Genomic DNA, 22,948 nt, shown 5'->3' on the forward strand with positions numbered 1-22,948 from the left:
CTACCGTTGCCAGTAAATCCCTTGCTCTCAGGTTGTCTTCCCGTTGGTTAGGCGACATAGGCTTCTTTCAGCCTATCGGCTCAGCTAACATGCTGGACGTACAAAAAGCTATGCAATAGCATAGCTTAAAATTATTAATTATTTAGAACAAATGAAAATGTATTTACTATTTACTATTTTCTACATATATGATTGAAGGTACAGATCTTTCTCCCAAACTGTCACAAGGATTGTTTATGACTTCATCATCATAATATAATGTAGAAGATGAACCTCCATCTAAATTTGTGGCATTGTAAGCCCCCTGTTCATATAGCACATCTTGTGCCTCTTTCAGAGTAGCCCCTAAACTACGTATTTGCCTCCCATCAATAACTAAAAATAGTATTGCCCCATCTTTTCTTTGTGCTATACATGTTCTAGGCGCAATGCCCCACCCACCATTACCATGATTTATTGTTTTACGACCATTAACTATCATAGCAGGCCCAAAGGACACCGCCTCGGTCACCCCGAATTTTTTCATTTGCTTAATTGTATACGGACCAACTAACAACTTACCAAATTTAGTAAATGCTACAGTTTCTCTTTTTTCATTATCATTATTTATACTATTATACACAATTTTTCCACCAGACATTATAACCCCAGCTGGATTTGCTCCTGTTCCCGTCCAAAGCGATCCTGAGTTTTTATCTGTAAATCCGCCACCATTAATAGCTGCAATTGCATTATTCCCTCTTGCAATAACACTAGTTAATTCCCCTTCTTTTCCAATTTTACTACTATACCCTACTTTCACTCTAGTTGGATCATTAATTACTAGCATATATCCCTTGAATTTATTTCCTGTTATTTCATATCTAGTAACACTTTTATCATTTTTATTTTTTACCTTTACGCCTGTTCCTATTCCATGTGAATTATCTTGGACTATAGCATCTACTTTCTGCTGACTCATAATTTTGTTTATCTTCTCATCAGATAAAAATGATGTAACTACCCATTGCAGAGTAAGTGTAGTCATTGCTGCACCTACAACTGTTGATTTTACATTTTTAAATGGCCCATAATAAATCATAAATGGAGCTGTAATTGTTGTAAACGCAAGTTCGAATATAATAAATAATAAAACTAATCTGCTTTTACTCCTTTTAACTTTTTCTTTTTTGTTTATTATTTTCATGCTTACCTTCCTTTTATGTCATGCTTTATTCTATAATTTCAAAAATGCAAAATAGTTACCTATAACTAGATCACCTAATATAACTCTATATATTATATGATTTGTTTTATAGGTTCCATGCATATTATTTTTCATAAAAAATAATATAACCCCCCATCTTAAAAAAAGCTTAGATTAAGTCTAAATGTTATTATTACCTATAATAAAAAGTATCCAGATAACAGACTAAGCTGTAATCTAGATACTTTTTTAAATGTTATTATATAATTTTTAATATCTAAACTTATTTAATCATGAAGCTATAATTATAATGAAGCGATTAACTATTATATTGATTTACAAGGGAACTTATTATAGCTGAACTAGCTATAAATAATAACCCAGTTTGCGGTGCTATCATTGTAAAATCTACTAATCCATGCCCGATTATTACGGCTTGAACGCCTGCGAGCATTGGTACCAATCTACATTTCTGTACATGAAGTGTCTTTAAATTACGAAATAAATTAATCTTTATATAAGCATATAAATAAATTCCAACAGCTCCAAGTGTTGTCATAATAGTAATCCAAATATTATGACCATGGTATAACGTTGCATAATAATAACCTTTCATAAAATCTGCACCATGATCAGTAATTCCCATAAGTCCCCAACCTGTAAAAGGTTTAATCCATATCATTTTTAAACATCCCTTCCATATTCCAAGACGACTAATAAATGAATCATCAAAACCATGAGTCTTTACATTTTTTAAAATCTGTGATGGCATAAAAGTAACCACAACTGTTATTATAAATATTGTTATAAATATCCATGTATCCTTTTTACTGCCTTTAATAATATAAAAAATGAAAAGTCCACATAATAGACCAATAAAAGCACCACGTGATCCTGTTAAATACAATGCAATAATAAACAGTAGGGTTGCCACTCTATAAAACAATTTTGTTGTTTTATATGTAATACTACAAAAATAAAGACCTACAATACTCATTATTGCAAACCAATTACCAGCTACATTGGGATTCCCAAAGGTACTATATATTCTATCATTAACTACCGGCTGAGAAGTAATTTGAAGAAATGTCGACCAGATATTAAAATTGAAATAAACATATATGCTTTTTTCAATAATTCCAAAAATAACTGAAATCAGTGAAAAGCACACTAAATACCTATATAAGTTTTCTACTATATTTTCATCTTTGCAATAATTCTGTAAAAAAATACTAACACATAAATACATAAAAAAGACAAAAGATACAACAATTGATGTAAAACTATAGTTTATAATTCCTACTATTATAGACCAAATAAAAAGCAAGCAAAATCCTATATTCCAATAATTTTTGTATATACTCACTTTTTTAGATAAAACCACATATATCATATATATCATTGGTATTAGGGTCGTATAAGGAGAAATAACCGTTAACAAAAGTAGAAAGAACATAATAACCCACCTTCACATATAATCAATCAACCCATCTAAAAATACATACTGTACATTAAAATATGTTGTTTGAAAAGATATACTTTCTACTAGCCTTACCTAAGCAGGTAGAAATATGCCTTATATACCTTGTAAAGTTTCGTGTAAATCCGTTAAAATAGCAAAAATGTTATTAAATCTCATTAGTCATAACATCATCTTCATTATCTTCATTATCATCATTATCATTATTTTTTTTGCTCTTTTCCTTTATAAAGACTATAACTCCAGGTAATAATGAAATAATTATTATAGCTACTAGCATATAAGAAAAATGAGTTTTTACAAATGGTAGATTACCAAAGAAATAACCTCCACCTAAAAATAAACTTACCCAAAGTCCTCCGCCAACAATATTATATGCTATAAACTTGGAATAATTCATTTCGCCGATACCAGCTACAAAAGGTGCGAAAGTTCTAATTATAGGAATAAATCTTGCAATTACTATTGTCATAGACCCATGTTTTTTATAAAATTCTTGAGCCTTTATTAAATAATCCTTGTTAATAAATTTTACTTTTTCTTTCTCGAGTATCTTTTTCCCAATCTTTTTACCAATAAAATAATTAGCAGTATCTCCAAGTATAGCAGCAAGATATGATATTATTAAGAGTGTAAATATATTCATTGAGCCAATTCCTGCTAGTGCTCCTGCCGCGAATAACATTGAATCCCCTGGCAAAAACGGTGTAATTACTAAACCTGTTTCAATAAATATAATCAAAAAAAGAACTGCGTATGTTAACATTCCATACTGTTGAACCATTAAAGTTAAATACTTATCAATATGCATTATTACATTTATAAAGTTGATTAAAATATCCATATTTTCTCTCCTCGTTATTGTGCTCTTATGTAGATTTCTTCATATATAGTATTATATATCTGTAAGATTAAAATTTGATTAAAAAATGTAATGAATGCGAATCTTGACTCGATTACAGAAAAAACAGTTGCCATTAAAGCCTCATAACTTGGGAAAGTATATTGACTATTGCTTATTAGGCTTATTGAAGAAGGTCCTAATCGTCTAAAAATATGCCTCAAACCATATTGTAGTATTTCTCCACCTAAAATCACAATAAATAGGAACTGGATTTCAAGTATTCTATTTATATTTCTCCTTATAATCCATACAAACATGAAAATAGTAAGCGGTACTAATACCCTAATTGATGTTGTTAGTTTAAACACCCTTATCAAAAATGACCATTTATAACTAAAAATTGCTTTCACTAAATATGATACAACAATGTCAAATTGATCAAATTCATGTGATAAATAATCCTGTATTACTCCAATTACGAGAACTGAAAATCCTAAAAAAGCAGCTGCTACAGCCACTATAAAGACTTTCATTTTTCCCATAGAATGAAATATAATTATAGTTTTATTTAAAATTTTATATGTATTCTCGATTATCTGTATCCTATGATTTCTATAAGCATATATAATGATTAATATTATAGATATTATTATACTACCAATAATCAAATATTTTGATATGTCGCTATGGAATTTATCCCAATTTGGTCCAAGAACCTTACCTAATGAAATAAAAGTAGTTGCCCACAAAAGTGCTCCGAAATAAGCGTTACTAGCAAACCTCCTATATGATATTTTAGTTATTCCTGAGAAATACCCTGTAATATGTCTAACCCCTGGTATGAAGTATGCTAAAATTAATAATTTATTACCAGATTTATTAAACCACTTAGATGTTTTTTCAATTTTAGCGGGTCCAAGGTGAACATATGAGCCATATTTCTCAAAAAATTTTGCGCCTAATTTATCACCAACAACGTAGGAAATTGTAATGCCTAGCATTACGCCACACGTAGCTACTAGGATGCTTATACCCCAATTCATTTTAGATTGATAAACGAGAAATCCACAATATGTCATCATTAATTCACCTGGGAGAGGAAATGCAATTAATTCAAGCACTAATGCACTGAACAAAATGATATATCCATAATTATTAATTAATCCTATTACAGAATTCAAAATATCACCCTCTATCTAAAATATTTATATTAAAATTTCTTTGAAGAATTTAAGAATTACTTTATATGTAGTATACTCTACTCGTGCTCCACCAACAACATCCAAAGGCTATCATTCTCATTATTCCCATCTTTTCCTTTATAAACACTCATACTATATAAACTTTCCTATATTCAATATTATATATTCGATAGATTAAAAATAGATTAGAAAAGTATTAGATTTAGTTTAAGTATTATAATATCTTATAATAAAAAAAGTAATGCCATATGACATTACTTTTACTCTGTATCAGATTGTATTGTAAATACAAATAAGTTCCATCAAGTTTATCAATAATAACTAAATTATGAATGAATGTAGTTAAAATTCAACATATTCTCGGAAGCTGAATTCCAGAGGGCATATCAACTAGTCTTTTTCCACCTACTACTGTATTTAAATAAACTTTTTGTCCCAATTCTCTAGTAACTTGTCCAATAATTGCAGCATCTGACCCTAGGGGGTGATTTCTCATAACATTAAGTACCCTTTGTGCGTAGGCCTCTGGTACAAAAACACAAAGTTTTCCTTCATTAGCGATGTATAATGGATCGAGTCCCAGCATCTCAGTGGCACCTTTTACTTCTTCTTTAATTGGTAAATTATTTTCTTCAAGAGCTATAGTTACATTGCTAAATTCACTGATTTCATTAAGCACTGCAGCCACTCCACCTCTTGTAGCATCACGAATAACATGGATTCCCGCGTAGGCTTCAATCATTGTGTCTACTAAAGAATTAAGACAAGCACAATCGCTCATTAAATTCCCTTCAAGTCCAAGTTTATTTCGCGCACACATTATCGTCATTCCATGGTCCCCGAGTGTACCATTTACTATTACTACATCTCCAACTGCTGCATTAGCGCAATTAATATTAACATTTTCATAAATTCTACCGATACCAGAAGTATTAATAAAAATACCATCTACGCTACCTTTTTCTACAACTTTTGTGTCTCCCGCAATAATTTTTACACCAGCTTTATTTGCTTCATCGGCCATAGACTTCACAATTTCTTCTAATTTACTAATTGAAAACCCCTCTTCAATAATAAAAGCACTTGTTAAGTAGAGAGGTTTAGCTCCACTTACGGCAATGTCATTTACAGTACCACATACTGCTAATTTACCAATATTACCTCCATTAAAAAATATTGGATTTACTACAAAAGAATCAGTAGTAAATGCAAGTTTTTTAAAATCTATATCTACTTGGGCTGAATCATTCATCTGATTTAGAATATCATTATTAAAATATTTAAAAAACACTTCATTTATTAATCTATTAGTTTGTACACCACCACTTCCGTGACTTAAAGTTATAGTATCATTCATATGAAATCCCTCCTGTATTCTTAAAAGCACGTAACAATTATTAATTGTTACGCCTCCTTTTATTTAGTATCTTTGTGGTATCTATAATATGCAGCGCAAGTACCTTCTGATGAAACCATGCATGAACCAACTGGATTTTCTGGCGTGCAAAGTTTTTTAAAAAGCGGACAATCTGTTGGTTTAATTTTCCCCTTAAGTATTTCTCCACATTTACATCCAGGGCTACCATCATATTCTTCATAATCTATTTTAAAATGCTTAAGTGCATCAAAGTCTTCATATTCACTATTAAATTCCAGACCACTTGCACCTATTCTACCAAGTCCTCTCCAACTACTATCTACAATATTAAAAGCTTTGTTTAAATATTCTAAAGCTATAGGATTACCCTGCGTTTTAACTATTCTTTTATAATCATTCTCGATTCGATGATCCTTTTTACTTATTAAACTTACCAATGTATTTAACCCTTGAAGTATGTCTATTGGTTCAAACCCAGTAACCACTCCAGGAATATTATAATCTTCACTTAAAAATTCAAAGGGTTTCGTTCCAATAATTGCACAGACATGACCTGGCAATAAAAAACCATCTATTTTAAGTTCTTTATCTTGCAGCAAAACTTCCATAACTGGTGGTACGATTTTGTGGGCCGTAAAGAAAAATAAATTTTTCATATCATTTTTTTTTGCCTCAATAGCAGTAACTGCAGTCATAGGAGCCGTAGTTTCAAAACCGACTGACAAAAATACTATCTCTTTAGAAGGATTTTGTGAAGCCATGGTAAGACAATCCATTGGTGAATATACTATTCTTACATCTGCTCCTTGTGCCTTTTGCATACTTAGTGACCCTTTTTTTCCAGGAACCCTCATCATATCTCCAAAGGTTGCAATAATTACATTCTCTTTTTCACAAAGTGTTATTGCTGTATCAATATAGCTTTGAGGTGTAACGCACACAGGACATCCTGGCCCTGATATCAGGTTTATATTTGAAGGAAGTACATCCCTAATACCATATCTAAATATAGCCATAGTGTGTGTACCACACACTTCCATAATGTTTATCTTTTTACTAGAAATATTATTTAGCTTTTCAACAAGTATCTTAGCATATTCATTATTTCTAAATTCATCAACAAACTTCATTTTCTAAAAGCTCCTTAAAAATATTCATAGTTATTTTTGCTTCTTCCTCATCTATCATATTTATTGCACAACCTGCATGAACAAGTACATATTCGTTAACACATGCTTCTGGCACTAGATGCATAAATACTTCTCTCTTCATGTTTCCAACCTCAACTATTCCTTTATTTCCCTCTATTTTTAAAACCTTTCCTGGAATTGCTAGGCACATTTTCTCTCCTCCTTTTTCTTCTCTCATTAAAATATATTACCCAAATACTTACTTCATACATAAATAAAACAGGAGATGCTGCAACAGCAAATGTAAGAAAATCAACTGATGGTAATAACACTCCCTCTACCACCAGCACACCTAACATAACTGGTATCTGTTTTTTCCTTAAAATTCTAGAACTTATAAGTGAAAACTTACCTAATATAGCTAATACGTATGGTATTAAAAACATAATACCTGTATATAGGCAAAAAATGCCTATGAAATTAAAATAGGTGCTACCATTTAGTACTGGTTTTAAGTAAGTGCTTCCATATGAAATTAAAAAGCTAAGTGAATGTGGTAGTATCATTGTGTATCCAAAAATTATTCCAAGTATAAATAAACTAAAAAGAATAAAGAAATTTTTATACAAAAACTTTTTTTCTCCCCTTGTTAAACCAACTCTTACAAATGCCAAAATCTCATACATTATAATAGGACTAGTTATAATTAGACCAGCTATAAGACAGACTTCAAGTTTTGTTACAAAACCTTCTGTTAATCTAAAATATACTAGGGATAAATTAAACTTAGCTATAGGTTTCATAAGTATATTAAGTAAATAATTAACCTTATAATAAGTATAAAAAGCAACAGAAGAAATACTTATAACACATATTATTAATCTCTTTCTTAACTCATATAAATGATCTACTACAGACATTTCATTTGCTGTCATGCCTTCACCTCATAAAATTTATAGTATACTTATTCTTAGAGCTCTTTAAATTTCTTTAAATTCTTTTTTTTCTTTCGTTTATCATTTTTCTCAAGTAAGAATATGGACAAAACACTTATTTCGTAAAGCACTACAATTGGCATAGTTACAACTATTAAAGTAAAAGCATCTGAACTTGGGGTTATCAAAGCCGCAACTATAAAGGATATCAAAATTGTCATCTTTCTCGCCTTTTTAAGCATTTTAGAATTAATAATTCCAATTCTCGATAAAGCTATCAATATTAGAGGCAATTCAAATATTACCCCTATACAAAAAAGTAATAACCCTATGAACGAAAAGTATTCACTTGCAGAAAGTATAGGTTGCATAAACCCATCACTAGTATCCATAAGAAATTTTATAGTAGTAGGTAGCACCAATGTATATCCAAAATACATTCCAAAAACAAAAAGGGAAAAAGACAAAGGTATAATAACAAATACCAAAAGTCTCTTTATTTTTTTCGTAAGTATAGACCCAATTGCTTTCATTACTAACAACAGAATTACAGGTGATGCTATTACTAGCCCTCCTAAGAAAGAAACGCTTACTTTTGCCATTAATCCTTCAGAGGGAGTCATAAAATGTAATTGTATTCCATTAAGTGGCTTTGCAAGGACATTAATTAACAAACTAGATTTTAGATATACAAGGGATGCCGCTGCAATAATAATTATAATTATCCAAATAATAATTTTTCTGGATTTTCTAAACCAATGGGCAGCCTGAACAATTACTTCACTTTTAATCATAGTATTACTCCCTAAAGATTATTTTACTTCTTATTTTTAGTTTCTTCTGTTTTAACTTCCGCCTTAGTCTCTGCTCCTTTAACTTCATCCTTAGCTTCTTTTTTATTATCATTCATTAGCTCTGATGATGCCTTTTTAAATTCTTTTATTGTTTCACCAACAGACTTACCCAGGGACGGTAACTTTCCTGGTCCAAAAATTATAAGTGCAATAACTAATATTATCGCAAGCTCTGGAAAACCTATTCTTGGCATAATAAAATCCCTCCTCTTAATTTAACCTTCTTATTTAACCTTGTAATTTTATTGGGTCTTCAATTTTTTATTTTGTATTTTACTTTTTAACCATGAACATATTTCATCTATACCCTTATCTTTAACACAGGATGTTTCAAAGGTATCCGCGTTAGCGTTTAAAGATTTTATATCTCTGTAGAACTCTTTTTTATCAAAATCAGTAAATTCTATCAGGTCTAGTTTATTCAAAATAATCGCACCACTTTTTTCAAACATCAGTGGATATTTAAGTGGTTTGTCATTTCCTTCTGTGGTACTCAAAACACAGATTTTTATATCCTCACCAATTTCAAATTCTGCAGGACATACCAAATTACCAACATTTTCAATCACTAATAAATCAAGCTTATCAAGAGTTAATGAGTTTAATGCACCCTTAATCATTTCTGCGTCGAGGTGGCAAGCTCCACAAGTGTTGATCTGAATCACGGGAACACCTTGTGCTTCTATCCTCTGGGCATCCTTAGTTGTATAAATATCTCCTTCAATTACAGCAATATTCATATCGTTTTTAAGCTTAGCTATTATTTTTTCAAGTAGCGAAGTCTTACCTGAGCCAGGTGAACTCATCAGGTTTATTACATAGATACCTTTTTCATCTAGCATTTTTCTGTTTTTAGAGGTTAACTCATCATTTGTTTGAAGAATGTTTGTAACTACCTTTATTTCGCTCATATTTTAATCTCCTTCTATGGTATTTATATAAAGCTCGTATCCACTAATAATATTAGAACTAAATTTATTGCATCTTGGACAAAGTTTATTAAAGTGATCAATTGGAAACTCTTGTTTGCAATCAACACATTTAGCAACAGCTTTTACTTTTTCTATCTCTAAAGTTGACCCTTCAAGCATCGTATTAATTATGCAACTTTTAAATGCAAAGTTTAAAGACTCTGGCATAACACCAGATAATTCTCCAATTTTTAAAGATACTTTATTAACTTTAGTAAATTTATTTTCATTTGCTTTATTCGTTACTATCTCAACAACACTTTGGATTATAGAAACCTCATGCATATATATCTCCTAGTTAATCTCTAATTCTTTTTTTATATTTCCAATTATTTCTGATATTTTAGAAACCATTATTTCTGTCATTTCTAGACCTACATCTATTTTTTCTGGTTCAATTCCAAATATAACAACATCAGGATACCTATTCATCATATTTGCCATTTTTACTACATCTAGTATTTGAACATCATGAATAGAAAGATTTTCTTTTTTATAATTTTTAATATCATCTGGTTTTATTTTGTAAATTGTACCTGCTTTTAAACCAGCCCTTAAACAATCTACAACTATAACTTTTTTAAAATCAAGAAAGAAACCAAGAGTATCAAGTGTGGAAGTACCACCATCTACTAATTCAATAGTAGATGGAAGGTTTTCCTTTTCCAATTGCTCTATCACATGTACTCCCACACCATCATCTTGAAGCAAAATATTACCTATACCGATGATGACTGCGTCTTTCATAACTAAACTCAAATTGCTTGTACAACAAAGTTTGACATTTCAATTCCTTCTGGGGACATTACATGTACCGAGCATCCTGTACATGGATCAAATGAATGTACTATCCTTAAAAGTTCCACTGGCTGAGTAACATCTACAACATGAGTTCCAATCAAAGCTTTTTCAATAGGTCCTACGTTTCCTGCATCATCCATTGGTGAAGCATTCCAACAAGTTGGAGTTACTATTTGGTATTTAGATATTTTTGAAGTTGCAACAGAAACCCAATGTCCAAGAGCCCCTCTTGGTGCCTCGGTTAAGCCTATTCCACTTCCTGAAATGGGTGCTCCAAGATTTGTAAATGCACTTGCACCAGCTACTATTTGATTGAGCCATGTCTGCATGCTAGAAGCAATCTTAGCTGTTTCAGTATATCTAGCCATATGTCTGTCCATTACAGAAATTCCATTTCTATAATCTCCACTAATCCAAGTTCTTGCAAGGCTTCCTGCTTCATAAGGAGTACCATTGTATCTTGGAGCTTTAAGCCAGGTATAAGCACCTGTTTTACCAAAGCTTGGAGTTGTTGTTTCACTTGCGGGGTTAACACCAGATGGTGATGTATACCAGGAATGTCCTACGTATTCTTTTATATTTGCAGTTGAGAATCCTCCTACAACTCCATTTGTGACAGTACCCGCTGGGAAGAGCTTACTGCCGGTAGTATTTGTATCAAATACTCCATAGGATATTAAATTACCGTATCCCTTACCTATGGTGTAGTAATCACTATATGTTGTAGCCAATAGATTAACATCGGCTTTATATGTACCTGTGATAAAAGTTGTAATAGTATTTAAATAATTTCTAAAGTTTGTTATGTCTGTTGAGGTCGGAATAGCAGTTACGCCTCCAGGAACTACATTACCAACATGTGGGAGCTTACCACCAAAAATTGCACCCATCTCATGTGCTTTTCGCCTTATTGACAAAGCTGCAACATAATTGTTTATTAAAGTTTGACTATCAGCAGCATTAAACTTAAAATCTTGACTATATCCCGGGGTCCAAGGGTGAACCTGTGGTCCCTTAACATAATCCATTAATGCTAGTTGATAAAAATGTAATATGCTGTTAGATATAAAGTTAGATCCTTGTATTAGGTCTCTTAAAAGAAGCGCTTGTAAATTTGGAGTAAATCCTGAAGCAGCTTCAACAGCCTTTGAAGATGCAATTGCATGGGATACAGGACAAATTCCACAAATTCTTTGTGTTAAGAATGCTGCATCCTTTGGGACTCTGCCTATAAGCATGTTTTCAAAGTCTCTAAATAAATTACCAGTTGATTGCGCCACTGTTACAATATTGTTTGCGTCAAGAGTTACTGAAACCTTTAAGTGACCTTCAAGTCTTGTTATTGGATCTAATACTATAGTACTCATCTATTATCATTCCTTTCTTTAATAAATTAATAGTTTGAATGGCTTACAATAATGGATTTTTAGGGAAGGTGGGATTCGCACATCCTATACAAGGATAATTAACTCCTATACACCAAGCCTGATTATTATTCCATTTCATTAATGAGCAAACATTATTGGTAGTTGGTCCATTACATCCCAATCCTCGGAAGCATCCAGTTGCTGATCCTATTTGGATTGCATTACCAGTTCCTTTTCGTAGACAAGTATTATGTACCGTTGACCCATAATATTTAGTAGGTCTGTTGTTATTATCTATTGCTGGATTGCCAATTAAAATTAAATCAAGAAGAGATTGAATCAAAACTGTAGGATGAACGGGATAACCTGATAAATTCACTATAGGGTTAGTTGTTTTCCCAGTTAAGATAGTTTTAACACTTTGGCATCCTGTACTGTTTGCACCACTTGCAGGGACTCCACCAAATGAAGCACAAGTTCCTGCAGCTACTACATATTTTGCCATAGGGCCATACTTTAAAACAGCTTGTTGCATTGTTAATGGGACTCCATTAACCTCACCAACTATACAATAGTTTCCACTTGCACCAGTAGGTATTGCCCCCTCTATAACTAGTATAAATTGACCCTTATACAAAGTTGCACTTTGATCAAGTGTTTGCATTGCAAGATCACCTGAAGCAGTCATAATTGTGCTGTTATATTTCATACTTATTTTATTTAAGAGTACATCATCAATAGTAGCTGGATTAGTTACGTTTAAAGTGGAAATTGTGCATCCTGAGCAGCCTGCACCTTGAATCCAAATTATTGGTGGATCTGTTTGCGCGGCAAGAACAGTGTTTACATTTGTAAGATCAAAATCTATATTTAAAGCAACTCCTGCCGCAACAGACCACTTTAAAAAATCTCTTCTACTTATTTTCATAAATATCCTCCTTCAAAATTTAAAAAACTGTCGACGGTTTCCCTTTAACACCAATATACACTCGAACTATGTCGTAAGTATTGTTCTTTTGTTAAGTTTTGTTAATTTATATTAAATTGACCATTAAATACTTTTGTATGAATTTTAGGAATACTTCTTATACAATTAAAGAGACAGCAGTTTTTAAACTGCTGTCTCTTTATTATAAATAATGTTTTAAATCTATTAAATAATCTCCCGGATCGTTAAATATTTGTCAATCATTTAAAACATTTTGTAAATTGTTTTCTATTATTTCATTAGCTATAATTAGTTGTCCTACAGCTATACCTCCATCATTAGAAGGTAATTCCTTATGAGTATAAACTTTAAAATTACTATTTCTTAAATTTAAACATATTTTTTCTAATAGAAATGAATTTTGAAAAACCCCTCCACTTAAAGCCACTTCATTTATATTTGAATCTTCTCTTATTTGCTCACATATACTGATTGTTAAATTAACAATAGTATTTTGAAATTTTGAAGTTATAATTTTAGCTGATACTCCATTTATTTTATCATTTAGGGCCTCTATAATCATTTCATAAGGCTCTATAATATACATATCCCTTTTTATTACTTTATAAGTATATGCTTCTTCTATATTCATTTCTGATATAGCTTCAAGCTCAATGGAAGCCTGTCCTTCATATGTAACTACATCTATAATTCCAATTATATTTGCCATAGCATCAAAAAGTCTACCCATGCTCGAGGTCTCACTGCAATTAATGTTTGAATTTAAGATACTAATTAAAGTAATAGCCTTATTACCATATAACTTAAAAATAATATCCGTAACTTCTTTTTTACTTTTTTGCTTGCTTAAAGCCTTATAAATATAGGAAACTGCCATTCTCCACGGTTCTTTAATTGACTTTTCTCCTCCAGGCATTTTTATATAATCAAGATGTCCTGCTCTTGTAAATTGAAGGCGGTCACAAATAAGAAATTCTCCACCCCATATTTTTGAGTCTGTACCATAACCAGTTCCATCAAAACAAACTCCAATAACCTTTTTATGTGAATTATTTTCAAACATGTTACTAACTATGTGAGCATGATGATGTTGTACCGCTATCCTTTTCAAATCATATCCTAAAGCATACTTAGTTGACATATATCCTGGATGCATATCATGTGCAATAAATTCGGGAGTGAAAGAAAATATTTTTTTAAAATGCTCCACATTATTTTTATAGTGTTCATAGGTTTCTAAATTTTCGAGATTACCATTAAATTGGCTTAAAAATAAGTACCCCTCTTTACTGATACAAAAAGTGTTCTTCATATTGGGACCACAAGCTAAGATATTTTTAATATTAGTCGCTTTAAAAGGAACAGGCACAAAACCTCTAGCTCGTCTCATAATTGTTTGATTATCGTCTACAATTTTTAATACAGAATCATCAATTGGAACATATATTTCACGGTTATGCATAAGAAAATAATCCACAATACCGGATAATCCATCTCTTACAGAATCATCTTTATACTCTATTGGTAACCCATTAATATTTGCACTTGTCATAACAAGAATCTTAAGTTTTTGTGAAAATAATAAAATATGTATAGGCGTATATGGTAGCATTACTCCAATTGTTTTTTGATTAGGTGCAATATTTTGAGGTAATTTAAATCTTTCCTTTTGATTCAAAATAACAATCGGTTTTTTTATTCCAGTTAATATTTCTTTTTCTAACTGGTTTACCCAACAATATTTTTCTACTGTCTCTATATCCTTTATCATAACCGCAAGAGGTTTAAATGGCCTTTTTTTTCTCTTCCTTAAGTTACTCACTGCATTTTCATTCAATCCATCGCAAGCAAGGTGAAACCCTCCTAGACCTTTTACAGCAAATATTTTTCCTTCCATAAGCATGTCTTGAGCAAAACTTATAGGATCCTCTATATCTACTCTGTTACCTTTAGAATTCTCTATCCAAAGTTCTGGGCCACAAACCTTGCAGGCATTGGGTTGCGCATGAAATCTTCTATTTGTAGGATCTAAATATTCACTGCTACATTCCTTGCACATTTTAAATTCATTCATTGTGGTTTTGCACCTATCATAAGGTAATTCTTTAATTATAGAAAATCTAGGACCACAATTTGTACAATTAGTAAAAGCATACCCTTGTCTTCTATTATTCAAATTTAATATATCTTTAGTGCAATCACTACAAGTAGCTATATCTGGTGAAACAAATGTGATTTTACCTAAACTCTTTTCACTTTCTTTAATTTCAAAATCGCAATAATTTAATACTTTATCGGCTCTTATATTTATTTTCTCTATTTGAGCAAGGGGTGGGGGATTGTTTTTAAGAACTTGTAAAAATTTATCTAGCTCTTGTGAAGAGCCCTCAACATCTATATAAACTCCCTGCGAATTATTATTCACCCATCCTTTTAACCCTAACGTTTTTGCTAGATTATATACGAATGGTCGGAAACCAACTCCCTGAACTATTCCTTCAACCACAATAAAACTTCTCTTTTTATCCACAATACACATCCTTCTTATATACTAGACTTGAATTTGTGATCTAATTTATCGAATAAATAAATTACTACAGCACTACACATAAGCCCTAAAACAGCCCCTGCTAAAACATCTGTAGGATAATGTACATATAAATACACCCTAGAAAAAGCTATCAAAGATGCTAAACTTATAAATTCAATAGCATACTTTTTGAAACATTTTGCGAGTATCCCTGCAACTGCAAATGATGACATAGTGTGCCCTGATGGAAATGAATAAGATAATGGCCTCGTTATTAAAATATTCATTGTTGATATAGTGTCTGATGGCCTAACACGTCTAAATATATTTTTCAGTATCTCCTCACCTAAAATCGTGCTTAAAATTAGTGCTGCTAAAGCCATAAATCCTACTTTTCTATATTTCTGATTACATATAAGTATCGCCGCTATTATAATCCATATGATTCCACCATTCCCTAGGTAAGTCGATATAACCATAATTTTATTCATAATAATTCCATGCATGTTGTATTTGACAAACAATAATATAGAGTCATCAAATCTCTGTAATAAGGACATCATTTTCATCATTCCCCCTTTAATTATTAGGAGATTGTATAATTGTCCCCCATGCCTTATATAATATATTTATAAGATTAAAATCACATTAAAAGCATCTTAGATTTAACTTAATAATTATTATCTTTTAGCAAAGAATGTACAGATAACAATGAAGCCCGAAATCTATATATTTAAAATAACAGTTATTTTTGTCCCAAAACCTTCTTTGCTTTCTACATCTATAGTTCCGTTATGTACATCAACAATCAACTTAGCAATAGATAATCCAAGCCCAGTACCACCTTTTTCTTTTGATCTAGATTTATCAACTGTATAAAATCTTTCAAATATATTTTGGATTTCGTCTTCTGGTATTCCCATGCCACTGTCGCTAACTGTAATTTTTACTGTACTACACTCAACTCGTGAACTTATGTCTATTGTACCGTTTTCTGATGTGAATTTAATACTGTTATCAATTAATATTCTAAGCATCTGCTTTATCATTTTATAATCTGCAAATATACTAATGGAATCATTTTTGTCACTTGATATTGTATGACTATGATCTATAAGTTTAGTTTCACTAATCACTTCGCAAATAAGGTCATTTAGCAAAAAATTTTCTTTTTTAATTCTTTGATTTCCGCTATTACCCTTAGCGATAAATAATAGTTTTTCAACTAGATTTGTCATATTATTAGTTTCTAGTTTTATAGCATGAATAGATTTTTCTAAAGCCTTTCTATCATCCTTGCCCCATCTATCTATTAAGTTTGCATACCCCTGGATAACTGCAATAGGAGTTCTAAGTTCATGTGATGCATCAGATACAAATTGAATTTGCCTGTCAAATGATTCTTGAAGTCTATCTATCATTTTATTAAAAGTGTTGCCTAGTCTTTTAAGTTCATCATCAGGACCTTCAACCTCAATTCTTCCTAATAAATTATTAATACTAATATTATCAGCAGCTTTAGTTATTCGATTAATAGGTTCTAACATCTTTTTGCTCATAGCATACCCTAATATAATTGAAGCAATCATACCTATAAAATCTGCAATTGCCATTAAAATAAATAGAATTTGCATAAAGTCATATTCATTACCCATCCACTTAACTATTTGAATATAAATTACTCCATATTTTTGGGTTTTCATTTTTAAAATTTTATATACTAAGTGCTTATCATCTTCTTTAATTTTTATTATTTTATCAAAAGGTTCTTTGCTTGTAATCTTATAATTAAACTCTTTTGATTTGTTTAGTACTTTTCCAGATTGATTTAGTATTCTTATTGATATATTTTGCTCTGAGGTCACATCTGAAATGAGTTCCTTATCTGACAAATCTCCATGTTCATTTCGAGACGTGATATTAGTTAACACTATTGTTTTGACGTCTTCTATTTGTTTATTTGCTTGCCCATACAAATAGTATTTTATGCCATATAGAATAGAAGCATTTAAAATAAGTAATATTAATGAGAACATTACAGCATAAATAACCGTTAATTTCAAAGATATTTTTGCACTTTTGATCATTTTCAAATTCATAATTTTAGAACCCATGATTTTAAAATTCATAATTACTCACCTTTAATAACATATCCTACCCCTCTTACAGTGGTTATAAGTTTATCCTCAAAGCCATCATCAATTTTGCATCTCAAATATCTTATAAACACATCTACTACATTAGTATCGCCTATATAGTCATAACCCCATACCTTTTCAATTAATTGTGCTCTTGTAAGCACAACATTTTTGTTTATTAAAAGTATTTCTAAAAGATCAAACTCTTTTTTTGTAAGTTCAATTTCTTTGCTACCTCTCTTTACATTATGAGCTTTATTGTTCATAACTATGTCTTTTACTTTAATCTCATCATTCTTATTCCCTATAGATGTTCCTCTTTGATATACCCTAATTCTTGCTAATAGTTCTTCTATTTCAAATGGTTTTGTAAGGTAATCATTTGCACCTACATCCAGTCCTAAAACCTTATCTGATATATCACTTTTGGCAGTAAGCATAATTATGGGTACAAGAGATAACTGCCTTATTCTTCTGCAAACCTCAATTCCATTAAGCCCAGGCAACATAACATCGAGAAGTATTAAATTATACTCATTTTCCTCAGCTATATTTAAACCTTCTCGTCCATCATAAGCAACATCAACTTTATATCCTTCATGACTTAATTCCATTTCAATAAATGTTGACATTAGCCTTTCATCTTCCACTAAAAGAATTCTAAAATCCTTCAAAATAGCACCATCCTTTTACAGTAATATAGTTAGCACATAGATTCCATATACTACTAATATACACTATCTTCCTAGTCTTAGCCATGTTTATGAGTATTTCATATATGCTCATTCTTATTAAGACTATTATATTTGTAAAATAAATAGCATGTAAAAAATACATATGATTTCTCATATGTATTTTTACATGTAATATAAATTATGATTACTCTTATTAAACTCTCATTCTTAACATTACTTTTCTGATATATTAATTATCATTTGTCCTTTTTTTGAAGTAGCATCAACAGAAATATTACTTTCATCTGATTTATTACTCATTTTATCCTTTTGTGAACTATCCTCATCAGAAAAATCACCTGAATTAGCTTTACTAATCATATGTCCTTCTTTGGGATTATCATCATCTGATTGACCACTTTTTTGTTTTTTCGAATCATCATCATTTGAAGAGTTTTGACCTACATTAGCTCCTGAAATTGTACCGTTAAAAGGAATTGTAATTTCAATAGTATTTTTACTTTTTTCTGATTTTTCTAAATCTTTCTCACTCATAAATATTCTCCCTTCAAATATAAAACTACACTATATACATAGTGTGCATTATATAGTTTACCCATTTAATTATAAAATATAGTTCATAAAAATTGGATTCTATTGTGTTTAATTCACATTAAATCATCAATCTTTTTCCTTAAATTCTAGTTTCAGTAGAAGATATTGTATTGACTTAAAGAGTGTTATGTATTATAAATAAGTTAATTATAATACCAATTACTAATTACAACTATTTTATACGAGGAGTGTATAAACTTGAATAATATATTGATTATTGAAGATGAAGAAAAAATTTCTGAAATACTAAAAGCATATCTTGAAAAAGAAGGTTATAGTGTATATACCACTACAAAAGGTTTAGACGCAATAAAACTTTTCGAGAAAATCGAATTTAATTTAGTTATATTAGACCTTATGTTACCAGACATATCTGGAGAAGAGGTCTGCAGCATTTTAAGAAAAATTTCCGAGGTACACATATTTATGCTAACTGCCAAAAGCACCTTAGATGATAGGATAGAAGGATTAAACCTTGGGGCAGATGAATACCTAGTTAAGCCATTTAGCCCAAGAGAGTTAACTGCAAGAGTAAATGCTTTGTTTAGAAGGATTAATATAAATAAGTCTGAAACAATGGTTTTTGATAATGGAGATTTAGAAATCAATTATGACAAAAGGGTAGTTTATGTCCGAGGTCTTGAAGTATCTCTTACTCCAAACGAATTCAATATATTACAAATTCTTTCATCTAATGGCGGCAAAGTATTTACAAGGGAACATCTCATTGAAAGAATTATGGGAATAGATTTTCAAGGTTTTGATAGGACAATAGATGTGCACATTAAAAATATACGTAAAAAGATAGAAGTAGATAGCAGAAATCCCAAATACATAATCACAGTAACTAGAATTGGTTATAAATTTGGCGGTGATTAATTATGCAAAGTATAAGAAAAAGATTAAGTATTATATTAGTATGTACATCTATACTGGCACTCTTTTTAGCTACACTTTTTGTAAATATAGCAATATCAAAAACCTTTAACAAGTATTTAGTGGAAATACAACATAAAAGGGATACTGGAATAGTAAAATATTTAGTAGCAGCATATGAAAAGAATGGTAAGTGGTCAAAAACTTCTGGAATAGAAATTACACATGAAGCCTATATGAGTAATTACTGCCTCACTCTTAAGGATACAAATAAAAAAGTTATTTGGGGAATGAATGCAAATGATATAATTAACAACACTAATAATACTATGCCTCATAAAAGTAGCGGCATATATACTTTAAGAACTCTTGAAATAAAATATAAAAATAAAATTGTAGGTTATGTAGACATAGGACAAAACGGTCCAGTATTATTAACCAGTGATGATGTAAATTTTAAGACATCAATAAACAAGAGCATTATTTTAAGTATTGTACTCTCACTTTTGATAACAATATTAATTAGTTTGCTTATTTCCAAGCAATTTTCTAATCCTCTTAGGCAAGTTTCGGAAATTTCTGTTGATCTCTCAAATGGAAACTATAATGCACGCTCATATGATAAAAGTAGCATTTTAGAACTTGAAAATTTAAGAAATAGTATAAATACACTTGGAGAAAACCTTCAGCATCAGGATGCTCTTAGAAAAAGGTTAATATCGGATATATCCCACGAAGTACGAACTCCCCTCAATATTCTCCAAAACAATTTTGAAGCTATGATTGACGGTATTTTTCCAATAGACAATGAACGATTGATTTACCTTAATGATGAAGTTATTAGATTTGGGAAGCTTATAGACAATTTAAATACCTTGAAACAGATTGAAGGAGAAGGCACAGCTTTAAATATGGAAAAAATTTCATTAAAAGATATCATCACTTTAGTCGAAAAAGAGTTTGAACTAATAGCACAAAATAAAAATATCAAAATAGCCTTAAAATGCGGTGCAAATAGCCAATGTAATATCTTTGGAAACACAGATAAAATAAAACAAGTACTTATTAATATACTTTCAAATGCAGTTAAATTTACAAAAGAACAAGGAGAAGTTAATATTACTTTAAAAGAATCTAATAAAAAAATAATATTGAAAATTCAAGATACAGGCATTGGCATTAGGGAAGAGGACTTACCTTATATATTTGAAAGACTCTATCGAGGCGATAAAAGTAGACATGAAATAGAAGGCTCAGGTATTGGCCTTACAATTGTAAGGAACATATTGACCCTCCACAAGGCAGACATAGAAGTAAAAAGTACAGAAGGAAAAGGAAGCACGTTTATTTTATATTTTAATAAAGTTTTGTGATTATTATCCAACTATTCAAAGAATTATAAATATCAAAGTCACTTGAATTATATCCATAAGCAAGTTAAAAGAGGAGCATAATGCTCCTCTTTTTGCTTTATAAAAAACAAGTCTAACATCTCTTCTACATAATATCTTCATACCATTTTTATATACTACATATTGTACTTACAAAATTTTAAATAAACAGCCATTTCAAAAGAATATATTAATAAATTAATAAATATAGGAAGGTGATGAAAAATTTGCAGTTTGATGATATTTATAACCCAATAAGTAATGATCTACTTCTTGTTGAAGAAGGACTAAAAAAAATCTGTAAAAATCTAAGTACAAATTATTTAAAAAAAATTATAGGTTATTTTTTTAAAATTCCTGGAAAAAGACTTCGTCCTGTCCTAGCTTTACTCTCGTCAGGTCTTATAGATAATAATCTACCACAAAATACTAATAATCAGTTAATTAAATTTGCTACCGGCCTTGAACTCATGCATAGTGCTAGCTTAATACATGATGATGTCCTTGATAACGACACTCTAAGGCGTGGTCAAAAAACTCTAAATAAAGTTCATGGTAATAAAATAGCAATCCTTGCTGGTGATGTTGTTTATTCTTTGGCATTTTCTACTCTTGCGAATTCTCTACCAAAAGAATTTGAGCAAATTATAATTGAATTGACTTAAAACATGTGCGCAGCTGAAATGGTTCAAGCAGAAAATGAGTTACCAACTCGTGAAATTTATTTGAATATTATTAAATGCAAAACAGCATTATTTATGTCTGTTAGTTGCAAAATTGCAGCATCACTCTCTGGCGCAACAAAAGAACAAATAAATGGGTTAAAAGAATACGGATTAAATTTAGGAATGTCATACCAGATAATGGATGACTGTATGGATAAAGATATTTCTACTAATCTAAATATTACCGCAAAAGATGCTAAATTGTATGGAGATAAAGCAATATCATCTCTTACGATATTTGAAGACTCGACCTATAAAACAAGTTTAATAAATCTTGTGAACTATATTCTTAATCTTTCATAAAAAGTAAGTTAATCATAATGAAAATTTTAAATTTTCTAAACTAATATTCTAAATATAAACTAAAGGAGATTTTAAAATGAAACTACTTAAAAATAAATACCTAAGTATCTTATGGACAGCACTCCGTATATGGTTAGGTTACCAATGGATTTCTGCAGGCCTTGAAAAAGTTACTGGAGGTGGATGGATTGGCAGCACTGCTGGCACTGGTATAACAGGATTTTTAAAAGCTGCGTTAGTTAAAGCAACAGGTGTTCACCCAGCAGTTCAGTCATGGTATGCGGACTTTATAAAAAATATAGCACTTCCAAATGCTGTAACATTTAGTTATCTAGTAGCATTTGGTGAGCTTCTTGTTGGTATTAGCTTAATCCTAGGTGCTCTTACAGTTGTTGGTCTTATCGCTGGTGCACTTATGAACCTAAATTATATGTTAGCTGGCACTACTAGTACAAATCCAAATATGTATACAGTAGCATTCATACTCTTATTTGTTGGAACTAATGCCTATACTATTGGACTCGACCACTTTATATTACCCATTATTAAAAAAGTCTTTAACAAAAAATCAAATTCTGACCTAATCTCATCATAAAATA

The 22,948-nt window shown here is 30.7% G+C and carries 23 protein-coding genes and 1 pseudogene; 4 read left to right on the top strand and 20 right to left on the bottom strand.

The features are described 5' to 3' along the window. Nucleotides 1-166: 166 nt before the first annotated feature. The 20 genes from KPL37_RS08095 to KPL37_RS08190 all read right to left on the bottom strand — a co-directional run bounded on the left by KPL37_RS08095 (nt 167) and on the right by KPL37_RS08190 (nt 18,994). Nucleotides 167-1,186 (bottom strand): phosphodiester glycosidase family protein, encoded by a 1,020-nt coding sequence (locus tag KPL37_RS08095; RefSeq protein ID WP_216147722.1) that lies wholly within the window; start codon nt 1,184-1,186, stop codon nt 167-169. A 319-nt stretch (nt 1,187-1,505) separates the two neighbouring features. Further along, nucleotides 1,506-2,642, bottom strand: coding sequence for an O-antigen ligase family protein (locus KPL37_RS08100; protein ID WP_216147725.1), 1,137 nt, complete (start codon nt 2,640-2,642; stop codon nt 1,506-1,508). Between the two features lie 172 nt (nt 2,643-2,814). Next, the gene (locus tag KPL37_RS08105) at nt 2,815-3,510 is read right to left on the bottom strand and encodes a DedA family protein (protein WP_216147728.1); all 696 of its coding nucleotides are present in this window, start codon (nt 3,508-3,510) and stop codon (nt 2,815-2,817) included. Nucleotides 3,511-3,524: 14 nt separating this feature from the next. Further along, on the bottom strand, nt 3,525-4,691 hold the full coding sequence (locus KPL37_RS08110) for a DedA family protein (protein WP_216147731.1): 1,167 nt from the start codon (nt 4,689-4,691) through the stop codon (nt 3,525-3,527). 370 nt (nt 4,692-5,061) lie between these two features. Further along, nucleotides 5,062-6,069, bottom strand: a complete 1,008-nt coding sequence (hypE, locus tag KPL37_RS08115) for a hydrogenase expression/formation protein HypE (RefSeq protein WP_216147734.1) — start codon at nt 6,067-6,069, stop codon at nt 5,062-5,064. 59 nt (nt 6,070-6,128) lie between these two features. Then, complete coding sequence (gene hypD, locus KPL37_RS08120) at nt 6,129-7,220, bottom strand: hydrogenase formation protein HypD (protein WP_216147737.1); 1,092 nt, start codon at nt 7,218-7,220, stop codon at nt 6,129-6,131. Next, complete coding sequence (locus KPL37_RS08125; RefSeq protein ID WP_216147741.1) at nt 7,207-7,431, bottom strand: HypC/HybG/HupF family hydrogenase formation chaperone; 225 nt, start codon at nt 7,429-7,431, stop codon at nt 7,207-7,209. Before KPL37_RS08125 ends, hypD begins: the two co-directional genes overlap by 14 nt. Beyond that, nucleotides 7,385-8,155, bottom strand: a complete 771-nt coding sequence (tatC, locus tag KPL37_RS08130; RefSeq protein WP_216147744.1) for a twin-arginine translocase subunit TatC — start codon at nt 8,153-8,155, stop codon at nt 7,385-7,387. The genes KPL37_RS08125 and tatC (KPL37_RS08130) overlap by 47 nt, the downstream gene beginning before the upstream one ends. Before the next feature lie 35 nt (nt 8,156-8,190). After that, nucleotides 8,191-8,949: a twin-arginine translocase subunit TatC gene (gene tatC / locus KPL37_RS08135; protein WP_216147747.1), complete on the bottom strand. Its 759-nt coding sequence runs from the start codon at nt 8,947-8,949 to the stop codon at nt 8,191-8,193. A gap of 23 nt (nt 8,950-8,972) precedes the next feature. Continuing rightward, nucleotides 8,973-9,203, bottom strand: a complete 231-nt coding sequence (gene tatA, locus KPL37_RS08140) for a twin-arginine translocase TatA/TatE family subunit (RefSeq protein ID WP_216147750.1) — start codon at nt 9,201-9,203, stop codon at nt 8,973-8,975. 48 nt (nt 9,204-9,251) lie between these two features. Beyond that, on the bottom strand, nt 9,252-9,920 hold the full coding sequence (hypB, locus tag KPL37_RS08145) for a hydrogenase nickel incorporation protein HypB (protein ID WP_216147753.1): 669 nt from the start codon (nt 9,918-9,920) through the stop codon (nt 9,252-9,254). Between the two features lie 3 nt (nt 9,921-9,923). Beyond that, nucleotides 9,924-10,265, bottom strand: coding sequence for a hydrogenase maturation nickel metallochaperone HypA (gene hypA / locus KPL37_RS08150; protein WP_216147756.1), 342 nt, complete (start codon nt 10,263-10,265; stop codon nt 9,924-9,926). 9 nt (nt 10,266-10,274) lie between these two features. After that, entirely contained in the window at nt 10,275-10,727 is a 453-nt protein-coding gene (locus KPL37_RS08155; protein WP_216147759.1) for a hydrogenase maturation protease, read from the bottom strand. Between the two features lie 8 nt (nt 10,728-10,735). Beyond that, the gene (locus KPL37_RS08160; RefSeq protein WP_216147762.1) at nt 10,736-12,148 is read right to left on the bottom strand and encodes a nickel-dependent hydrogenase large subunit; all 1,413 of its coding nucleotides are present in this window, start codon (nt 12,146-12,148) and stop codon (nt 10,736-10,738) included. A 43-nt stretch (nt 12,149-12,191) separates the two neighbouring features. Next, nucleotides 12,192-13,076 (bottom strand): hydrogenase small subunit, encoded by an 885-nt coding sequence (locus KPL37_RS08165; protein ID WP_216147766.1) that lies wholly within the window; start codon nt 13,074-13,076, stop codon nt 12,192-12,194. A gap of 256 nt (nt 13,077-13,332) precedes the next feature. After that, on the bottom strand, nt 13,333-15,627 hold the full coding sequence (gene hypF / locus KPL37_RS08170) for a carbamoyltransferase HypF (protein WP_343216232.1): 2,295 nt from the start codon (nt 15,625-15,627) through the stop codon (nt 13,333-13,335). A 14-nt stretch (nt 15,628-15,641) separates the two neighbouring features. Further along, nucleotides 15,642-16,199, bottom strand: coding sequence for a phosphatase PAP2 family protein (locus KPL37_RS08175; protein WP_425514033.1), 558 nt, complete (start codon nt 16,197-16,199; stop codon nt 15,642-15,644). A 153-nt stretch (nt 16,200-16,352) separates the two neighbouring features. After that, entirely contained in the window at nt 16,353-17,756 is a 1,404-nt protein-coding gene (locus KPL37_RS08180; RefSeq protein WP_246578187.1) for a sensor histidine kinase, read from the bottom strand. 2 nt (nt 17,757-17,758) lie between these two features. Further along, entirely contained in the window at nt 17,759-18,439 is a 681-nt protein-coding gene (locus tag KPL37_RS08185) for a response regulator transcription factor (protein ID WP_216147772.1), read from the bottom strand. Nucleotides 18,440-18,673: 234 nt separating this feature from the next. Beyond that, nucleotides 18,674-18,994: a hypothetical protein gene (locus tag KPL37_RS08190; protein WP_216147775.1), complete on the bottom strand. Its 321-nt coding sequence runs from the start codon at nt 18,992-18,994 to the stop codon at nt 18,674-18,676. 258 nt (nt 18,995-19,252) lie between these two features. Between KPL37_RS08190 and KPL37_RS08195 the strand changes: the two genes are divergently transcribed. The 4 genes and pseudogenes from KPL37_RS08195 (at nt 19,253) to KPL37_RS08210 (ending at nt 22,944) form a co-directional block, all read left to right on the top strand. Next, the gene (locus KPL37_RS08195; RefSeq protein ID WP_216147778.1) at nt 19,253-19,933 is read left to right on the top strand and encodes a response regulator transcription factor; all 681 of its coding nucleotides are present in this window, start codon (nt 19,253-19,255) and stop codon (nt 19,931-19,933) included. A gap of 2 nt (nt 19,934-19,935) precedes the next feature. Beyond that, entirely contained in the window at nt 19,936-21,303 is a 1,368-nt protein-coding gene (locus KPL37_RS08200) for a sensor histidine kinase (protein ID WP_216147781.1), read from the top strand. A 245-nt stretch (nt 21,304-21,548) separates the two neighbouring features. Then, nucleotides 21,549-22,349 (top strand): annotated as a pseudogene (locus tag KPL37_RS08205) (polyprenyl synthetase family protein). Nucleotides 22,350-22,425: 76 nt separating this feature from the next. Next, complete coding sequence (locus tag KPL37_RS08210) at nt 22,426-22,944, top strand: DoxX family membrane protein (protein ID WP_216147784.1); 519 nt, start codon at nt 22,426-22,428, stop codon at nt 22,942-22,944. The last annotated feature ends 4 nt before the right edge of the window (nt 22,945-22,948 follow it).

Origin of the sequence: Clostridium frigoris, from assembly GCF_018861865.1 — a bacterium.
GTDB classification, from domain to species: Bacteria; Bacillota; Clostridia; order Clostridiales; family Clostridiaceae; genus Clostridium_AD; species Clostridium_AD frigoris.